An 18441-nucleotide genomic window follows, 5' to 3' on the forward strand; every position below is an offset into this window, starting at 1 on the left:
GATCACACTGTTAGTTACGAGGAATAATCAACACTTGGCCAACCGCCAATTGATCTGAACGTAGATTATTCGCTTTTCGAATGCCACTGACACTGACACTGTACTTGCTAGCAATCTTGCCAAGGAACTCGCCACGTTTCACAGTATGCTTACGCAGAGGTTGATCCTTCATGCTGACGGTAATATTAAGTTTCTGACCCAACTTAAGTGTGTCTGACTTCAAGTTGTTTTCACGTTTAATCGCCGAAACTGACACTTTATATTTAGCGGCAATCTTACCTAAGTAATCACCTTTTTCAACCACATGCGTGAGTGTTTTAGTCTCAACCGGGTTGCTAACTTTCGGTACACTAACAGGCTTAGATGTACCAGGGATAGTCAGCACTTGGCCAATGGCTAAACTACTGCTTTTTAGCTTATTGGTTTGCATAATCACCTTGGTCGATGTGCCATATTTCTTGGCGATGACAGACAATGACTCACCGCGCGACACTTTATGCTTAATGGTTTTACCACGGTTAGCAAATCTCGTCCCTTCTGGTGGGTTTGCTTCAAAATACTGAACGATCGCTTTGGCTAAAGAGCGAGCGATCTTATCTTGGTGACTACGCTGGAAAAGCAATCTCTCTTCAGTTGGATTAGAAATAAAGCCAGTCTCGACTAACACAGATGGAATATCTGGTGATTTCAGTACCGCAAGGCTTGCGTTCACAGGTTCTTTCTTATGTAAATAGATACCCGCATGCTTCATCTCTTTCAAAATCTTAGTCGCAACCTTGTAGCCCTCTTTTTGTGAGTGGCTAAATTGCAGATCAAGCAGCGTTTGACTGACATTTTTGTCATTGGTGTTCTTAGCAAGCACATCCCCAGCACCACCTAGTAACTGAGACTGTGCTTCATGGTTTTCAACCCAACGCGCTATTTCTGTATTCGCCCGGCGAGTATTCAACACGAATACCGAGCCGCCACGAGGCTTCGGTGAACGAAAAGCATCTGCGTGAATAGAAACTAATAAATGCGCCTTGTTTTTACGCGCAATAGCTGAACGCTTGTTGAGGTTTACGTAGTAATCACCTCTGCGGGTTAATACCGCTTTCATTCCTGGAATGGCATTAATTTGCGCTACAATTTTCTTTGAAATCGCTAACGTCACATGCTTTTCATATTTCTTACTTGGGCCGATCGATCCTGGGTCTTCACCACCGTGACCAGCATCAATTGCAACAACGATATCTGCAGTACCAAGTAACTGAGAGGCATCACGGCTCACCGTAGTTGGGCCGGTTGGTTTTGTAGTGACTGGGGTTGAGCCTTTTTGGCTACCATGAGGCATATCAATCACCAATCGGTGACCATACTGCCCGCCTGGAGTTGGGGCCAGTTTAAATAGCTGAGGCGTTACTTTGCGGCTCAGTTCAAACACCAAACGATAAGTGCCTTTATCTGGCGGAGAGCTCTTACGAATTTTTTTCAGAACTGGACTATCTGAGATATTGATAGGCAGTTTGGTGCTTAAAGTGGTCTTTTCCAGATCGACCACCAAGCGTGAAGGGCTAGAAAGCGTGAAATAGCTATATTCCGCTTCCGATTTCAGATCGATAACAACACGCGTCTCATCAGGGGATGGCCAAACACGAACGCCTTCTAAAGCGTTCGCAAAAGCCAAACTAGGTACTAAGGTAAGAGCGAGGAGAAACGGAAAGAAAACAGCTCTTAATAATCGACTCTTCAACATAACTCCAACTGTTCTAATAATTGACATCCATATTGATTGTTTGCAGTCAGCTCAACCACACGCTCTTCGCCTTGATAACGCAGGTCAATATCCAGATCGGGTTCAGGCAATAAACCATGCCCTTTTTCTGGCCACTCAACAAGACAGATTGCATCTGGAGTAAAGTAATCACGAATTCCCATAAACTCCAACTCTTCTGGATCAGCTAAGCGATAAAGATCAAAATGATAAACCTGCCATTGATCGAGCTGATACGGCTCAACCAAAGTGTAAGTTGGACTCTTTACATTACCTTGATGTCCTAGCGCACGTACAAAACCACGACTAAATGTGGTCTTTCCTGCACCAAGATCACCATGTAAGTAGATCGTGGTTTGCTGAGAACACTGGTTAGCCAAGGCTGTCCCTAATTGAATCGTCGCGTGTTCGTCTTTTAGGGCAAATTGTTTGGTGGTCATGAAGATCAATCTCTAGGGTCTAATGCGGTGACTATAAAAATCAAAAGAACAGGAATAGTAAACTGGGTTGGATTTGAGAGACAAGAGATCTTGTGTAAGTAAAACGAAAAATCAGCGATTTCTTGGTATTTTTCCCTATTAGCCGCCTAGATCCTATGAATAAGATCCGTTAAGATCCTGCCCCTTCAACTAAGGCGTATCCGCATGAACTATCAAGAGCTCGTCGAAAAGATCAAAGTTTGGGGTCAAGAACTTGGCTTCCAAAAAGTTGGTATCTGCGATGTAGACCTCTCAGCGCACGAACAAGAACTGCAAAGATGGTTAGATGCGGGCTACCACGGTGACATGGATTGGATGGCGCGCCACGGTATGATGAGAGCACGCCCAAATGAGCTACTGCCGGGGACGCTACGAGTCATTAGCGCGCGTATGGACTACTTACCCCCTGAAGCACGCTTTGCGGCAAATCTAGCCGATCCAAGCCAAGCTTATATTAGCCGCTACTCACTTGGTCGTGATTACCACAAGCTCATCCGTAATCAGTTGAAGAAGCTCGGCCAAAAAATTGAACAAGAGGTCGGCCAATTCGGTTATCGACCTTTTGTAGACTCAGCACCAATTCTAGAGCGTCCCTTAGCTCAAAAAGCGGGGCTTGGTTGGACTGGCAAGCATTCCTTAGTACTCGATAAAGAGTGCGGCTCGTGGTTCTTCTTGGGTGAGCTGCTGATCGACCTTCCTCTACCGATTGATGAACCGAGTGTAGATGAATGTGGAAAATGCAAAGCCTGCATCACTTCATGCCCAACGCAAGCTATCGTTGCTGACGGTGTTGTTGATGCAAGGCGCTGTATCTCATATCTGACGATAGAATTTGATGGTGTCATTCCCGAAGAGTTTCGTCAGGAGATGGGCAATCGCATCTATGGTTGCGATGATTGCCAATTGGTCTGCCCTTGGAATCGTTTTTCAGAGATAACTGAACAGAAAGACTTTCATCGACGCGAAGCGTTTGAAGATTCAAATTTAGTTACTCTGTTCCTATGGGATGAAGAGACTTTCTTAAAAAATATGGAAGGTTCAGCGATTCGTCGAATTGGCCACCTTCAATGGCTACGCAATTTATCTATTGCCATGGGAAATGCCCCTTTTTCACAATCGATTGTCGATGCACTCCAAACACGTATAGGACTTACTGAAGTTTTAGACGAACATATCCACTGGGCTTTAGCGCAGCAGCAGTCTCAACTGCCTCTCAGTTCAACAAAGCTCAATCGCCTTATCAGAATTGTCGAGAAAGGACTACCTAGAGATGCATAATACTTGCCGAAATTAGTTGTCGATAAGTTGATTTAGATCCAAAAATGAAAATGTGGAAAAAAGAAAGGATGATTACTCATTTTCTTACAGATAAAGAAGTTAATCACAATGCAAAGAAATGACTAGGATCAAAAAACAGTGACTTAATGATCGTAACACTATGTAGGGCCGAGTATGAAAAAATCGACATTTCATTTAAAAAACAATAACTTAAATACACAAACAACACAAGCAAGCAAGCTTAAAAAACAAAAAGATCTTTTTCGTCAAGCACTCTTTCTGAGTTAATTTTGGGTTACCCACCAAGTTATCCACAACGAGAAAAGTGTGGATAAGTCTGTTGACTGATGTGTAGATGCCTAGCTCACACAGGGTTTGCTATCGCTTTTTCATCAGCACATCCCGTGCTTATACAATAAATTCAGACATAAAAACGCCCACCTAATATATAGGAGGACTTCTTACGGTTTTTTGGGGTTCATGCTTCGCAGCATTAGCTAAAGAGCGGTGGCCTATGGCCGTTTCAAATGAATGTGTCATTTGAAGGGGATTTGGAGCGTCTCGGCTGGATTCAGTCACGAGGTTCCTCGTGTGAGCCAAGCACTCTAAAATTTGGAGCGACACACGAGGTTCGAACTCGTGACCTCAACCTTGGCAAGGTTGCGCTCTACCAACTGAGCTAGTGTCGCATTTTATCACCGTTAAGCACGATGAGGGCTATAAATTGGAGCGACACACGAGGTTCGAACTCGTGACCTCAACCTTGGCAAGGTTGCGCTCTACCAACTGAGCTAGTGTCGCTTTGGTTGCGGGGGCCGGATTTGAACCGACGACCTTCGGGTTATGAGCCCGACGAGCTACCAAGCTGCTCCACCCCGCGTCCGTATTCACCATTTGAGGCATGATGAGAGCCTTTTCCTTTCCACTTAAAGAAAAGTGGAGCGACACACGAGGTTTCCTATTCATAAGCAAAAAGGCGTGACCTCAACCTTGGTAAGGTTGCGCTCAATCAAACTGAGCGGGTGTTGCATCTTTATCACCGTTAAGCACGATGAGGGCTATAAATTGGAGCGACACACGAGGTTCGAACTCGTGACCTCAACCTTGGCAAGGTTGCGCTCTACCAACTGAGCTAGTGTCGCTTTGGTTGCGGGGGCCGGATTTGAACCGACGACCTTCGGGTTATGAGCCCGACGAGCTACCAAGCTGCTCCACCCCGCGTCCGTATTCACCATTTGAGGCATGATGAGAGCCTCTTCCTTTCCACTTAAAGAAAAGTGGAGCGACACACGAGGTTCGAACTCGTGACCTCAACCTTGGCAAGGTTGCGCTCTACCAACTGAGCTAGTGTCGCATCAACAACGTTTCCGTCATTCAGGGCTGCGAATTATAAGAGCATTTTTTTGTGATGCAAGTCCTTCATCAAAAAAATCATCTTTTTTTTTCTTATCGGATAAAAAGCACACACTTATCAATCAAAAAGCTTGAAAAATATACTAAATGTCAATTAGGCCTTGTGAGGAAACAACAAAGTGCGAGATTCAGCGGTGTTTTGAAGGTTACTCATCGCGAATGTTTTCCGTTTCTTATATAACTGTTCAGTATAAATTTTGCCCCCCCTGAAGCTACTTAAAAATAAGAGGCGCATATGCAATTCAGCGCAAGATTGTTTCAGCTCATCTGTACTGTATTACTGGCAGTAATAGTTACAGGCTGTGGCTCAATGCCTAAACCAATGCGAAACCTAGGGAAGAGCGACGTAGATTTTGTCATGGATGTTCATGCCAAACAGCTTAAAGTTCAAATGGTCGAGTTGACGCGTAAACTCTACGTTAGAAACCCAATTCAATTAAGTAAGAATCCCTCCGCTACCATCAACAGTCGTATTGAACAAATATTTGGGCCAGAAGAGAGTATTGCCCTACCGCCGCTGGTTTTTGATGAGCTTGGTGGTGTCACTGGGATTGACGCGATATTACTGAGTTTTGATGAGAGCTTCGAGGGCGATCGCGTGTTTGCTGCAACTGTTGGTCTATCGGAGATGCTAAGGCGCTCTTATAACCACCAGCAAGAATTTTTTATTCTCGATTCTTTGGATGAACAATCTCTGTATAACAGCGCAAGAAACATCGAGATATTTGTTTGGCGACTCTATCACCGCAAAGATGACAACGGCAACCCATTCATCTATACCAATCAAACGACAGAAAATGGCGGTGATATTAGCTTCGACCGTTTATTTACTAAGATGGTGATGATCCAAGATATGATGGCGCTGATTGTGGCGGACAAAACCAACCGCGGCATCACTAAAGTTGCACATGGTGTGGCGCAATTTGTCTTTTTACCGGTCCCATAAAAGAGCAGAAAAAAACCAGCATCGAGTGCTGGTTTTAATGATTAGATTGAGATAATCGTTTTGCGATAATATTGCAGCTCTGCAATCGACTCGCGAATATCATCTAGGGCTAGGTGGCTACCCGTCTTGCTAAACCCATCCAGTACTTCTGGTTTCCAACGGCGTGTTAGCTCTTTCAAAGTGCTCACATCGATATAACGGTAGTGGAAATACTCTTCCAACTCAGCCATATGTTTGTACAAGAAACGACGATCTTGACCAACGCTGTTACCACAAATCGGTGACTTACCTTTAGGGACCCATTTCTTTAGAAACTCGATGGTTTGACGAACCGCTTCTTGTTCATCAATTTTGCTTTCTTGTACGCGCTTGACCAAACCACTACCAGTATGAGTTGTGGTACACCACTCATCCATTTTTTGTAGTTCTTCTTCTGGCTGATGAATGGCAAGTACTGGTCCTTCAGCTAAAATATTCAATTCACTATCCGTGACAATGGTAGCAATTTCGATCACTTTGTGAGTTTCAGGGTCAAGTCCCGTCATCTCCAAATCAATCCAAATTAAATTTTGATCACTAAAGGACATAAATCGTTGCCTATTGGTTTTATGATAAAAGAGGTACTATACCCAAATTCCGATCCCCAAGATAGCGTGAGCTGCTCACCTTCTTGCTGGTATCACTCGATAAATTAATGAACTGAAGTAGAGAAACGTGGCTAAAAAGAAAAAGCTAACCAAAGGTCAGGTGAGACGAGTTCGTCACAACCAGAAGCGCAAACTTAAGCAAGAAGATTCCGTTCAATGGGATGAGTCCATGCTAGGTAGCAGTAAAACCGGCCTGGTTATCACCCGCTTTGGACAGCACGCTGATATCGAAGACAGCGAAACTGGTGAAGTCCAGCGCTGTAACCTTCGTCGTGGTATTGAGACTCTCGTTTCTGGCGATAAAGTAATTTGGCGCCCAGGACTAGAATCAATGGAAGGCATCAGTGGTGTTGTTGAAGCTGTTGAGCCTCGCACTTCAATTCTAACTCGTCCTGACTACTACGACGGTTTAAAACCTGTCGCTGCGAACGTTGATCAAATGATCATTGTCTCCTCAGTGCTGCCAGAATTATCGCTCAATATTATTGATCGCTACTTGGTTGCTTCAGAAACCCTCAACATCGCACCTATCCTAATGTTGAACAAAATCGATCTACTCGAACCAGAGCAATTAACACAGTACCGTGAGTGGCTTAAAGAGTACGAGCGTATTGGTTATAAAGTGTTATTCGTCAGTAAGCAGACTGGTGAAGGTATTGCTGAGCTTGAAGCAGAGCTTAAAGATCGTATCAATATTTTCGTTGGTCAATCAGGGGTGGGTAAATCGAGCTTAGTTAACGCGTTGATGCCACAGTTCAACGTTGAAGAAGGCGAGGTTTCTGAAAACTCAGGCCTTGGTCAACATACCACAACCGCTTCACGTCTTTATCATATCCCAACAGGTGGTGATCTGATTGACTCACCAGGAGTGCGCGAGTTTGGTTTGTGGCACTTAGAAGCAGAAGAAGTGACCAAAGCGTTTGTCGAGTTTCGACCTTTCCTTGGCGGCTGTAAGTTCCGTGATTGTAAACACAATGACGACCCGGGCTGTGTACTACGCCAAGCGGTAGAGGACGGAGAGATCAACGAGATCCGCTTCGCAAACTATCACCGTATTCTAGAGAGCATGGCGGAAGTGAAAGCCAATCGCCAATACTCCCGCAGCAAAAAAGCAGATTTGTAGCAGCAAATTTGCAAGCAAACTTTAGGGTCTGTTGACCTTTTGAGCTGATTTTTGCAGCGGTTTGTGGGTTCTTTATGCAAGGCAGAGGCTTTGAATTGTAGTAGCTCTACCTGATAAGCCGATAACGCAGCAGAAAGGAGCCACAAACGCTGCCCGAAGGGTTCGGCTAAAAGCGTTTTACTCTTTGTTGAGAGGTGTTTTGCTTAGAATGGCTAGGCGACAAACCTCTCGCCGCGACTAAAACGCTTTTATCTCGAACAAAATTTAACCGCAAAAGGTCAACAGACCCTAGTAACTACTGACTTTTGGGCACAATTTGAGTAACATCTCGCGCCCAGAATATAGTCAATCATGAAAATAGCATTGGAATTGAACACCATGGATAAGATTAAAGTTGGACTGCAATATTGGATCCCACAGCATGGGCTAACCCGCTTAGTGGGTAAGCTCGCTTCTGCAAAAGCTGGCGGTCTAACAACAGCAATCATTCGCTGGTTCATCAAACAATACAACGTCAATATGGATGAAGCACTGCATTCAGATCCAAAACATTTCAAGACGTTTAACGAGTTCTTTGTACGTGAGCTAAAAGAAGGCGCGCGTCCAATTACTGAAGAAGAAAGCGTAATCACCCACCCAGCTGACGCTTGCGTTAGCCAGTTTGGTCCAATTACGGACGGCAAGCTTATCCAAGCTAAAGGCCACGATTTCACAGCTCAAGAGCTACTGGGCGGTGATGCTGCACTTGCCGAAGAGTTCGCTGACGGTGAATTCGCTACCCTATACTTGTCACCACGTGATTACCACCGCGTTCACATGCCATGCGACGGTACACTGCGTCAGATGATTTATGTACCGGGCGATCTATTCTCAGTAAACCCACTGACGGCAGAAAATGTGCCTAACCTATTTGCACGTAATGAGCGTGTCGTATGTATTTTTGATACCGAGTTTGGCCCAATGGCACAAGTTCTTGTGGGTGCAACTATTGTTGGTAGTATCGAGCAAGTATGGGCAGGCACAGTAACACCACCACGTGGCAACTCAGTGTACAAGTGGGACTACCCTGCGGAAGGTGACAAAGCCGTGATCCTGAAAAAAGGTGAAGAGATGGGCCGCTTCAAGCTTGGCTCTACCGTAATCAACCTATTCGCTAAAGGTGCAATTACCTTTGATGAGACAATGCAAAATGGTCAATCGACTGTGATGGGCACGCCGTACGCACATACAGCACAAGCGGAATCAGAACAAGCTTAATATCCAATCCCTCTGTATAAGCCTCGATTCGTCGGGGCTTTTTTTGACCCAAAACAAACTCACTGCAACAATTTTAACTGTTTATTAAAACTCCAGACTCGGTCTAAGACACTCATTTTGTTGTAAATTAAGCTATAGCCTCAAACGTTGAAATTGAGGTTGATATGCCAAAGATAGATCTTGGGGTAATAGTTAAGCTACTGATTAGCTTCGGCTTGCCAATGGTCGTGCTGTTTATGCCAATTGACTGGATCCCAATCGATGATCTGACTCTCATTCAGCATCGATTATTGGCAATCTTCCTCCTCGCCGCTCTACTGTGGGTATTAGAGCCTGTCCCGGTTTTTGCTACCTCAATTTTGATCATCGCCCTAGAACTGGTCATGATCTCAGATAAAGGGCTGCACCTGTTTCGAACACCACCTGCCGGCCATGACCTTGGCGAGTTGATGAAATACACCGATATTTTTAGTGCCTTCTCTTCTCCCATTATCATCCTGTTTATGGGTGGTTTTGCGCTGGCCATTTCAGCCTCCAAATATGAGTTGGACAATAACCTTGCGCGAGTATTACTCAAACCATTTGGCCACCAGCCTAGATTCATCATGCTTGGCTTAATGCTGATCACTGCAGTGTTCTCAATGTTTATGTCTAATACCGCCACAACCGTAATGATGTTGGCACTACTAGGTCCAATTGTTGCTTCAGCACCAAAGGGCGATCTCGGCATCAAAGCGCTAGTGTTGTGTATTCCTATTGCGGCCAACACCGGCGGTATCGCGACTCCAATTGGTACGCCACCCAACGCCATTGCCCTTCAGTATTTAACCGGTGAGAACAGTATCGATTTTCTCAGCTGGATGATGATGGGTTTACCGTTCGTCATTATTCAGCTCACTATCGCTTGGTTCTTACTACAAAAGCTCTTTCCATCCGCACAGAAAGAGATGAAACTGAAACTGGAGGGTAAATTTCAAAGAAATTGGCGTGCTATCGTCGTCTATGCGACCTTTGCCTCAACTATCTTGCTGTGGATGACGACCAAACTTCACGGAATGAACACCTACGTCGTATCTATCCTCCCACTAGCGGTCTTTACGCTAACCGGAATTATGGGTAAAGCGGAGCTCAAACTGATTAACTGGGACGTTCTATGGCTGGTTGCCGGCGGTATTGCAATTGGTATTGGTTTAGATAAAACCGGACTCGCTTCAGCACTTGCTCATGCGATCGACTATGAATCCCTCTCTCCGATCGCGGTAATATTTACCCTTTCGATTGTCTGCTGGCTGATGGCGAACTTTATGTCAAACACGGCCACCGCTAACTTGTTGATGCCAATTGCTGCCGCGATCGGTGCTTCAATGGAAAGTCTTGCCACAGTTGGCGGACTGCAGGGTTTACTCGTGGTCGTGGCCTTCTCAGCGTCACTTGGCATGATCCTACCGGTATCCACCCCGCCTAACTCACTGGCCTACTCAACTGGCTTAATTGAAAGTAAAGACATGGCAAAAACCGGAGTTATCATCGGTGTGATAGGACTAGTTATTGTTTATGCCGCTAGCTTAATACTCACCTGATAAACAAATTAGATCGACCTCTAGCGTGCTGGGCTAGAGGTCACAGATTTTTACGTCTGTGAAGGGGTTTTATTAAAAGCAGCATATAGATCAACAATCTACATTCCCACCATCTATAACATTGTGCCGATATCACCATCAATGCCCCTTTTCATTGGTGTGAGGCAGTGGTGATGGGCTCTATTCTTCTCGTCCTGTTGTCTGAAAAATAAGGAAAGGCAATGAGAAATACAATAAAACTAAAAATGCAAATCGCTATTGCCGTAGTCATTGCTATCGTCAGTGGCGTGCAAGCTTGGATCTCTGTCAATCAACTGCAGCAAGAAACCACCTCTACACTCAATAGCGAAATGGCCAATATTAGCCACTCCACATCACGCTATATCAGCGATTGGCTGGCGATTCGTAGCGATATGATGCTGGCCAATGAAAAGCCTATCATTGAATCGAACAACTCTGATCGAGAATTGCTGCTTACCAAACGAGCAGGGGATTTTCTGTCGGTATACGCAGGGTTTGACGATGGTTCAATTGCCTATGGTGATAAAAGCGAAGATTGGCCTGCTGACTATGACCCTCGAACCCGTCCTTGGTATCAAGATGCGATGAACGCATCTGGATTGATCATTACAGAGCCGTACCAAGACTTCGATGGCAGCATCGTCGTCAGTTTCGCCAAAGCCTTTTCGGGCGACAAAAACGGTGTTCTCGCCGCTGACCTTACTGTCACCAATATCATCAATGAAGTTCTAAATGTCACTTTAGATAACGACGGTTTTACCTTCCTTGTCGACGGCAATAATAACATCGTCGCTTACCAAGATGAATCGCTAAGCCAGCAACCATTAACCAAGTTAAACCCTCAACTCTCTGCGACCCAAGTTCAAGATCTTGTCCGCAACTCATCAATTTCGACAATCAGTTGGCCTGAGCAAGGTGACAAACTTATTTACGTTACCAATGTCCCTTCAACAGATTGGTCGTTGGGCGTTGTGGTGGATAAAGAACTGGCATTTGCTTCAGTGAGTAAGCAAATTCAGTTCACCGCTATTGCCTCTCTAGTGTTGTACCTAATCATTGCGGCATTCAGCACCTACACCATTACTAAGCTGCTAAAACCGCTGCAAGATTTGTCATCTTCACTTTCACAGCTGGCAAAAGGTGAAGGCGATCTAACCCAGCGAATTGAGATTAAACGCCATGACGAAATTGGTGAGGTGGCTGAACACGTTAACCAGTTCCTCAGCCAGATGCAGCGCATGCTTGCTGATATTATCAATCACAGTGAGCAGTTAGTAAAGCAAGCAAGTCAAGCGAACGCCCTATCGATGCAGTCAGCGCAACAAGTGGAAGCTCAGCAGAATGACGTGAACCAAATTGCTACGGCAATCCATGAAATGTCTGCAACCGCCGCAGAGGTAGCAAGTCACGCTGAAATGACAGCCGATGCTTCTCAGACTTCGTCTAATGCTTGCCAAGACGGTCAAAAAGTCATTCAGAAAAACCGCGAATCAATTGTTGAACTAGCAGAGCAGGTCACCGCAGCCTCTAGCGTTATTTCTGAACTTGAACACAACACTCAAAGCATCAATCAGATCCTCTCGACCATTCAAGAAATTGCTGAACAAACCAACTTGTTAGCACTGAATGCCGCCATTGAGGCCGCGCGTGCAGGGGAACAAGGACGTGGCTTTGCCGTAGTGGCCGATGAAGTGCGCGTACTCAGTCAGCGTACTCACGGTTCAACCGAAGAAATTCGTCACATGATCGAAACGCTGCAAAACAATACTAAGCTTGCGGTAAATAGTATGAAGACGAGTACTACGTTAGCTGATACCAGTGTCGACTACGCCCAGCAGGCGGCGCAAAGTTTGACCGACATTACCGATGCGATCGATAAGATTAACGACATGGCGCTGCAAATTGCTAGTGCCGCGGAAGAGCAACGTGCCGTGAGTGAGGATATCAGCCGTAACACCCAAGGCATCAAGGATGCTTCCGACGTACTCGCTGGGCAAGCACAACAAAGTAGCGACAGCGCAGATAGTATGCGTGAGTCAGCGGAGAGCATGCGCATGGAGGTCACTCGCTTCAAGGTATAGCTTTGTTTTAGTCAACATTTAATGCATATTGTCAGCCTGGATTATTCCACACTCACAAGGATAACGTGTCGATGGGTTATGAATGGCTGGCACTTGCTGCAGCATTTCTTTGGGCAATAGCAAGCATACTTTCCGTCTTGCCTGCCCAACATTTAGGAACCTTTGCCTATAGCCGTTGGCGTATGGGCTGCACCTCGCTCATTTTAGGCTCTATGGCTGTCTACACTGGCGGCTGGAGCAGTGTTGAAATGAGCGCTATTTCAGCCATGATGCTATCAGGCGTCATCGGTATTTTTATTGGTGATACCGCTCTGTTTGCTTGCCTCAACCGTATGGGGCCAAGGCAAGCGGGTTTACTCTTCTCTTGTCACGCTGTTTTCTCAGCCGTACTTGGTTACTTTCTGTTTAGTGAAACCATGACTTCTATGGAGTTACTGGGGTCACTGCTGGTCTTCTCTGGCGTGTTAACAGCCATTTTCTTTGGCCGCCGCGGGCAAACTAACAATCAGCTAGAAGCTGTTAAAGGTAAAGTCTGGGTCGGAATCGGTTTAGGTTTACTGGCTGCGCTTTGCCAAGCGTTAGGTGGCATCATCGCTAAGCCAATTATGCAAACCAATATCGACCCAGTGGCTGCGTCAGCGATACGGATGATGACGGCCTTTGCCGCTCACTGCTTGTTTTTCTTCACTGGAGCAAAACTGGCGCGTGCAACTCAGCCAATGAACATCAAAATATTTTCGATTACCGCTCTCAACGGCTTTTTAGCCATGGCGGTAGGCATGACATTGATTCTGTATGCGCTGCAAGAAGGTAACGTCGGTATGGTTGCTTTACTCTCTTCGACAACACCTATCATGCTATTGCCTATACTATGGATTTATTCCGGAAAACGACCTAACCGCTTTGCTTGGATTGGCGCTATTGTCGCCGTCGTCGGGACCAGTATTTTGGTCTCTTAACCTATCGCAGCAATCGGCAATTCCCGCTTTATTTTTCTGTCTTATGCGAGAGAATAGAGCAAGAAAAAAGGTCCAAATTAACAGCTTGGCGTTGCACACACTCTTTGTAAGGTGAAAGATAACAACAATATTTCACAAACAATATTTGATCTTAACCTACAGTTTTGGTTAAAAAGTGTAGTAAAATTACGCTAATTTAGTTTCCAAAGTTACTTTGAAATTTGACGAGGTCATCACTATGACAGCTAAGAAGCCTATGGCTCTAGTTATTCTTGACGGTTACGGACACCGTGAAGATACAGCAAGCAACGCAATCGCGAACGCAAAAACTCCATTCCTTGATAGCCTGTTTGCTAACAAGCCAAACACTCTAATCTCTGCTTCTGGCATGGATGTTGGCCTACCTGATGGTCAAATGGGTAACTCAGAAGTTGGCCACACTAACATTGGCGCTGGCCGTGTTGTATACCAAGATCTTACTCGTATCACTAAATCTATCGCAGACGGTGAGTTCACTGAAACTCCAGCTCTAGTAGAAGCTATTGACTCTGCAGTAAAAGCAGACAAAGCAGTACACATCATGGGTCTTATGTCTCCAGGTGGCGTACACTCTCACGAAGACCACATCTACGCAGCCGTTGAAATGGCAGCAGCTCGTGGCGCAGAGAAGATTTACCTACACTGCTTCCTAGACGGTCGTGACACGCCACCGCGTAGCGCAGAGAACTCTCTACAGCGCTTCCAGGACCTATTCGCGACACTAGGCAAAGGCCGTGTGGCTTCTCTAGTCGGCCGTTACTACGCAATGGACCGTGACAACAACTGGGATCGCGTTCAAGTTGCTTACGATCTTCTAACTCAAGCTAAAGCTGAATTCACTTTCGATACAGCAGTAGCGGGCCTTAAAGCAGCATACGCTCGTGACGAGAACGATGAGTTCGTTAAAGCGACGGCGATCAAAGCAGAAGGTCAAGAAGATGCAGTAATCGCAGACGGCGATGCAGTGATTTTCATGAACTACCGTGCTGACCGTGCTCGTCAAATCACACGTACTTTCGTACCTGCATTCGACGGCTTCGAGCGCGCTGTATTCCCAGCGATCAACTTCGTGATGCTAACGCAATACGCAGCTGACATCCCGCTAGCAATCGCATTCCCACCAGCATCTCTAGAGAACACATACGGTGAGTGGCTATCTAAGCAAGGTCAAACTCAGCTACGTATCTCTGAAACTGAGAAATACGCACATGTAACTTTCTTCTTCAACGGTGGTGTTGAGAACGAATTTGAAGGCGAAGAGCGTCAACTTGTTGCTTCACCAAAAGTAGCAACTTACGACCTACAGCCAGAGATGAGCTCTGAAGAGCTAACTGAGAAAATGGTTGCTGCAATCAAGTCTGGCAAATACGACACGATCATCTGTAACTACCCTAACCCAGATATGGTTGGTCACACTGGCGTTTACGAAGCAGCTGAGCAAGCTATCGAAGCAATCGACGGTTGTGTAGCTAAAATTGTTGCGGCAATCGAAGAAGTGGGTGGTCAAATGCTGATCACTGCTGACCACGGTAACGCAGAGATGATGGTAGACCCAGAAACAGGTGGCACTCACACTGCTCACACTAATCTACCAGTACCTCTAATCTACGTTGGTGACAAAGAAGTTGAGTTCAAAGAGGGCGGTAAACTGTCTGACCTAGCACCAACTATGCTGTCTCTAACTGGTCTAGAAATCCCAGCTGAAATGACGGGTGAAGTACTAGTTAAGTAATTAACTCAGTTGCATCACAATTCTCAAGGCCCGAGCAATGCTTGGGCCTTTTCATTTTCATTTTGCGTCACCAGCAACTTTTGACATTCTCCTTTCTTCCAATCAAAAGGTTTGGGTATACTGGCTATCTCTCAAATAGTTAGGACAAATTTGAACAATGGCAATCACCCCATTCAGGACACTTCTCTCTCGCAAGTCTTGGTTTGCGCTCGGGTTGATACTTTCTGCCAACTCACTTTCCCCTAGCTATGCGGCAAGCAACGCTGAGCTCAAAGGTGTCAGTGGTGAAATCTCTCGTCAAAAGCAATCACTGTCCAGTCAGCAACAGAAGCTCGATACTTTACAGAAGTCGCTAAAAAGCCAAGAGACCACCATCAACCGTCTTGAACGAGAAATCAAACAGACCAAGGCTTCGCTGGCGACCACCAATGCTAATATCGCCAACTTAGACAAAAAGGTTGATCAGTTACTGGGTCAAAAAAAGCAGCAAAGCGACAAGCTAGCAGAGCTAATTCAAACCTACTACGTTACCCAGCGAGCTAAGAGTTCATCGAATATTCTCAATCAAGGTGTCGAAGAAGACCGGATTAGTCAGTATTTTCAGCACCTAGCTAAAGCCAGAGCCGAGACCATCAGTGAACTTGAAGCAACCGTCAGAGAGTTAGATGACGGCCAAGAGCAGCTTAAGCTTGAAAAAGAACAGCTGACTAGCTTGTTGAAACAGCAGACTCAAAAACGCGATCAGTTAGCTAAAACACAGTCTCAACGTAAAGGGACGGTATCTAAAATTCGTAAGAGCATCTCTAACGACAAAGTGTACCTGTCTGAACTACAACGCAACGAAACCCGCTTAAAAGCAGAAATTGCCAAGGCAGCGAAACGTAATGCCGTACCGATGGACGGTATTGCTCGTCAGAAAGGCAAGCTTCCTTGGCCAGTTAAAGGGCGTGTACTGCATAACTACGGCTCACGCCAAACAGGTCAAATCAATTGGAAAGGTGTCGTTATCGATGCTAACTATGGCCAGTCAGTTAAAGCGGTCTATTCAGGTACAGTTGTATTTGCCGACTACTTGCGTGGCTACGGTTTAGTGGTACTACTTGACCATGGTAAAGGCGATATGACTCTGTACGGCTTTAACCAGAGCCTATTGAAGAAAGAAGGCGATAAGGTGACAAAAGGCGAGACAATCGCCCTTGCCGGAGACACAGGTGGACAATCGCAAGCGTCACTCTATTTTGAGATTCGCCGTAACAGTAAACCGCAAAACCCGAAAAGCTGGTTAACGCGATAATCAGCTAAGCAGATACAAATAAGGCGTCTTTTCCTTTCGAAAAGACGCCTTATTTTTTAAGCTTCGCTACGATAGTGCTTTTCGACCGCATCAATGAACGCAGTTAGCTGCTCTTTCGGCAGGGCGTTAATGCCAGCAGCTGCAGCTCGACCTCCACCAGATGGGAATTGCGAGCAGATATCCCCTGCCCCTTGCTTATTGTTCAGCGGCGCACGCAAAGAAACGGTGTAAGTGCCATCACTGTTTTCCGTTAATACTGCGTGCGCAGAGTCTGGGGACTGATTCGCGAGTAGATTGCCGTAGACACCACTTATACGGCGTGATGACGCTTCATTAGGCAATTCAAATAGCCCCAAGGTAGCACTGTGATATTGAGGTTCTATTGCCAGAGCTTTGTCCATATCTTGCTGATAAGCAGATTGAAGATTATGAAAAGGCGAGCCTTGATCAGTAATGACAGCAAAAGGATCATCGTAGGCCAAAAGCTCTTTAAACAGTACCGCTGGGTCAAAATGAAGGTCTTCAAGCTTTGAGCCATAACCGTTGTAGTTAATCAAGGTGCCGAGCTCTTTAAGCTGCGCTTGCTGCTCGGCATTGAGCCCTGCTCTACTCGCTAACTGATCCGCTTTGGCAATTAAGTTGTCGCCATAAGCAGCGGTAATCGCCCAAGTGTGATAACGCCCTGCGAGCAACTCATCGACGATCAAGGCGGTACAGGTATTGGCATCCAAATCGATATGAGCCGTTAAGTTCTCATGCTGGGGAATATCACCAGATTTATGGTGATCGGCGTAAAAAACTTTAGCTCCTGCACTCAATATCGTTTCAAGGCCCGCTTTGTTCTTCTCCATCGAGATATCAAGCACCGTGACCGAATCCTCAGCGCTGACAGATAGCTTCTCTAGGAGCTGAATATCACGTTTAACGCCAGTAACCAGCGTGGAAGGCTTTGGCTGTGCAAGCCTAAGTTGCAGCAGCGCGATAATGCCATCAGCATCACCGTTAAAAACATCAAAATGCATAAAAGAAAACCCATTAAAATATCTTTCAATACTCTAATGGGTTCTGCATGTTTTAACAATTTCAGTTAGTTATAACTAGGATCCACACCTGTTATGCATGGATAGCTTTGACACCATCTTCCAATAACTGCAGTTGCTCTAAACCTTGTGCGGTTGCCTTTGGCTTCACTACTGAAATCATCTGTAGCATGCCTTGATGAATCACTTGCTCAGTAATCTGAGTACGTGGTGACATGGCTGCTTGATAACCTAACCAGCTAGAGGCGATTAAGTGCAATGTGGTTACCAGCGACTTCATCTCACTGTCTTCAACAGAAACTAACTCTAGATCGACAAACGCGCGCATAATGTTGATCAAGTTGGCTTGAAGCTTCTCTTGAACTTGAATGTATTCTTCATGCAGCTGTTCGTCACGCTGTAAGATCTCAGGCAGGTTGGCGTAGAAGAAGCGATATTTCCACATCAGGGTAAAGATAGAGTCAAGATAATGCTTCAAGAGTACGAGGCTTTCTTGCTGGCCTTGAATTGGCGTAAAACGCTCTAGCAACTCATTCGAATAGAGCGCAAAGATCTCGCGCACAATCTCTTGCTTATTGCGGAAATGATAGTAGAGGTTACCAGGGCTAATATCGATATGAGCTGCAATATGATTGGTTGTGATATTGCGCTCACCGTGCTCATTGAATAACTCTAGTGCTGCAAGCACGATTTTATCGCGTGTTTTCATTCTTTCCCGAACCCTATTCCATTAATCCAAACTGTGTAACTGTGTAACTGTGTAACTGTGTATATTAACCAATAACAAAAAAGCGCCTGA

At 45.5% G+C, this 18441-nt stretch carries 14 protein-coding genes and 6 tRNA genes; 9 read left to right on the forward strand and 11 right to left on the reverse strand.

What is annotated here, in order from left to right:
• Positions 1-10: 10 nt before the first annotated feature.
• A complete protein-coding gene (locus ACU01J_RS19480; protein WP_481087184.1) occupies positions 11-1735 on the reverse strand; it encodes an N-acetylmuramoyl-L-alanine amidase in 1725 nt (574 codons plus the stop codon).
• On the reverse strand, positions 1729-2193 hold the full coding sequence (tsaE, locus tag ACU01J_RS19485; RefSeq protein ID WP_481087185.1) for a tRNA (adenosine(37)-N6)-threonylcarbamoyltransferase complex ATPase subunit type 1 TsaE: 465 nt from the start codon (positions 2191-2193) through the stop codon (positions 1729-1731). The genes ACU01J_RS19480 and tsaE overlap by 7 nt, the downstream gene beginning before the upstream one ends.
• Before the next feature lie 204 nt (positions 2194-2397).
• Here tsaE and queG point away from each other — a divergent pair, with 204 nt between their 5' ends.
• Positions 2398-3510 carry a tRNA epoxyqueuosine(34) reductase QueG gene (queG, locus tag ACU01J_RS19490; protein ID WP_481087186.1) on the forward strand — a complete coding sequence of 371 codons (1113 nt, stop codon included), beginning with the start codon at positions 2398-2400 and terminating at the stop codon, positions 3508-3510.
• A gap of 613 nt (positions 3511-4123) precedes the next feature.
• Here the strand turns inward: queG and ACU01J_RS19495 are convergent.
• From ACU01J_RS19495 to ACU01J_RS19520, 6 genes are all read right to left on the reverse strand, one after another.
• A tRNA-Gly gene (locus ACU01J_RS19495) sits at positions 4124-4199 on the reverse strand.
• A 36-nt stretch (positions 4200-4235) separates the two neighbouring features.
• Positions 4236-4311 (reverse strand) — tRNA-Gly (locus tag ACU01J_RS19500).
• A 2-nt stretch (positions 4312-4313) separates the two neighbouring features.
• Positions 4314-4390: transfer RNA gene (locus ACU01J_RS19505), tRNA-Met, on the reverse strand.
• 186 nt (positions 4391-4576) lie between these two features.
• Positions 4577-4652 (reverse strand) — tRNA-Gly (locus tag ACU01J_RS19510).
• 2 nt (positions 4653-4654) lie between these two features.
• Positions 4655-4731 (reverse strand) — tRNA-Met (locus ACU01J_RS19515).
• A gap of 57 nt (positions 4732-4788) precedes the next feature.
• Positions 4789-4864: transfer RNA gene (locus ACU01J_RS19520), tRNA-Gly, on the reverse strand.
• 294 nt (positions 4865-5158) lie between these two features.
• On the opposite strand from ACU01J_RS19520, the gene ACU01J_RS19525 reads away from it, so the two are divergent.
• Positions 5159-5869, forward strand: coding sequence for a hypothetical protein (locus ACU01J_RS19525; protein WP_481087187.1), 711 nt, complete (start codon positions 5159-5161; stop codon positions 5867-5869).
• Positions 5870-5910: 41 nt separating this feature from the next.
• Here ACU01J_RS19525 and orn read toward each other — a convergent pair whose 3' ends face one another.
• Positions 5911-6456 carry an oligoribonuclease gene (gene orn / locus ACU01J_RS19530; protein ID WP_481087188.1) on the reverse strand — a complete coding sequence of 182 codons (546 nt, stop codon included), beginning with the start codon at positions 6454-6456 and terminating at the stop codon, positions 5911-5913.
• 127 nt (positions 6457-6583) lie between these two features.
• On the opposite strand from orn, the gene rsgA reads away from it, so the two are divergent.
• The 7 genes from rsgA to ACU01J_RS19565 all read left to right on the forward strand — a co-directional run bounded on the left by rsgA (position 6584) and on the right by ACU01J_RS19565 (position 16602).
• Positions 6584-7639: a small ribosomal subunit biogenesis GTPase RsgA gene (rsgA, locus tag ACU01J_RS19535; protein ID WP_481087189.1), complete on the forward strand. Its 1056-nt coding sequence runs from the start codon at positions 6584-6586 to the stop codon at positions 7637-7639.
• A gap of 378 nt (positions 7640-8017) precedes the next feature.
• On the forward strand, positions 8018-8896 hold the full coding sequence (asd, locus tag ACU01J_RS19540) for an archaetidylserine decarboxylase (RefSeq protein ID WP_481087190.1): 879 nt from the start codon (positions 8018-8020) through the stop codon (positions 8894-8896).
• A 164-nt stretch (positions 8897-9060) separates the two neighbouring features.
• Positions 9061-10476 carry an SLC13 family permease gene (locus tag ACU01J_RS19545; RefSeq protein ID WP_481087191.1) on the forward strand — a complete coding sequence of 472 codons (1416 nt, stop codon included), beginning with the start codon at positions 9061-9063 and terminating at the stop codon, positions 10474-10476.
• A gap of 221 nt (positions 10477-10697) precedes the next feature.
• The gene (locus ACU01J_RS19550) at positions 10698-12578 is read left to right on the forward strand and encodes a methyl-accepting chemotaxis protein (RefSeq protein WP_481087192.1); all 1881 of its coding nucleotides are present in this window, start codon (positions 10698-10700) and stop codon (positions 12576-12578) included.
• Positions 12579-12649: 71 nt separating this feature from the next.
• On the forward strand, positions 12650-13537 hold the full coding sequence (locus ACU01J_RS19555) for a DMT family transporter (RefSeq protein ID WP_481087193.1): 888 nt from the start codon (positions 12650-12652) through the stop codon (positions 13535-13537).
• Positions 13538-13775: 238 nt separating this feature from the next.
• Positions 13776-15308, forward strand: coding sequence for a 2,3-bisphosphoglycerate-independent phosphoglycerate mutase (gene gpmM, locus ACU01J_RS19560; protein ID WP_481087194.1), 1533 nt, complete (start codon positions 13776-13778; stop codon positions 15306-15308).
• A gap of 157 nt (positions 15309-15465) precedes the next feature.
• Positions 15466-16602: a murein hydrolase activator EnvC family protein gene (locus ACU01J_RS19565; RefSeq protein WP_481087195.1), complete on the forward strand. Its 1137-nt coding sequence runs from the start codon at positions 15466-15468 to the stop codon at positions 16600-16602.
• A 56-nt stretch (positions 16603-16658) separates the two neighbouring features.
• Here the strand turns inward: ACU01J_RS19565 and ACU01J_RS19570 are convergent, their stop codons facing one another.
• Both ACU01J_RS19570 and ACU01J_RS19575 read right to left on the reverse strand, forming a co-directional pair.
• Entirely contained in the window at positions 16659-17624 is a 966-nt protein-coding gene (locus tag ACU01J_RS19570; RefSeq protein ID WP_481087196.1) for a DHHA1 domain-containing protein, read from the reverse strand.
• Positions 17625-17715: 91 nt separating this feature from the next.
• Positions 17716-18351 (reverse strand): TetR/AcrR family transcriptional regulator, encoded by a 636-nt coding sequence (locus ACU01J_RS19575; RefSeq protein ID WP_134837064.1) that lies wholly within the window; start codon positions 18349-18351, stop codon positions 17716-17718.
• Positions 18352-18441: the final 90 nt, after the last annotated feature.

Source organism: Vibrio sp. 2433-A1, from assembly GCF_056726085.1.

Bases quoted from the DNA above. Each gene is read 5' to 3' on its own strand.
- ACU01J_RS19555 (WP_481087193.1), top strand. From the start codon at position 12,650: ATGGGTTATGAATGGCTGGCACTTGCTGCAGCATTTCTTTGGGCAATA.
- tsaE (WP_481087185.1), bottom strand. From the start codon at position 2,193: ATGACCACCAAACAATTTGCCCTAAAAGACGAACACGCGACGATTCAA.
- ACU01J_RS19575 (WP_134837064.1), bottom strand. From the start codon at position 18,351: ATGAAAACACGCGATAAAATCGTGCTTGCAGCACTAGAGTTATTCAAT.
- ACU01J_RS19525 (WP_481087187.1), top strand. From the start codon at position 5,159: ATGCAATTCAGCGCAAGATTGTTTCAGCTCATCTGTACTGTATTACTG.
- ACU01J_RS19545 (WP_481087191.1), top strand. From the start codon at position 9,061: ATGCCAAAGATAGATCTTGGGGTAATAGTTAAGCTACTGATTAGCTTC.
- ACU01J_RS19570 (WP_481087196.1), bottom strand. From the start codon at position 17,624: ATGCATTTTGATGTTTTTAACGGTGATGCTGATGGCATTATCGCGCTG.
- asd (WP_481087190.1), top strand. From the start codon at position 8,018: ATGGATAAGATTAAAGTTGGACTGCAATATTGGATCCCACAGCATGGG.
- queG (WP_481087186.1), top strand. From the start codon at position 2,398: ATGAACTATCAAGAGCTCGTCGAAAAGATCAAAGTTTGGGGTCAAGAA.
- orn (WP_481087188.1), bottom strand. From the start codon at position 6,456: ATGTCCTTTAGTGATCAAAATTTAATTTGGATTGATTTGGAGATGACG.
- ACU01J_RS19550 (WP_481087192.1), top strand. From the start codon at position 10,698: ATGAGAAATACAATAAAACTAAAAATGCAAATCGCTATTGCCGTAGTC.
- ACU01J_RS19480 (WP_481087184.1), bottom strand. From the start codon at position 1,735: ATGTTGAAGAGTCGATTATTAAGAGCTGTTTTCTTTCCGTTTCTCCTC.
- ACU01J_RS19565 (WP_481087195.1), top strand. From the start codon at position 15,466: ATGGCAATCACCCCATTCAGGACACTTCTCTCTCGCAAGTCTTGGTTT.
- gpmM (WP_481087194.1), top strand. From the start codon at position 13,776: ATGACAGCTAAGAAGCCTATGGCTCTAGTTATTCTTGACGGTTACGGA.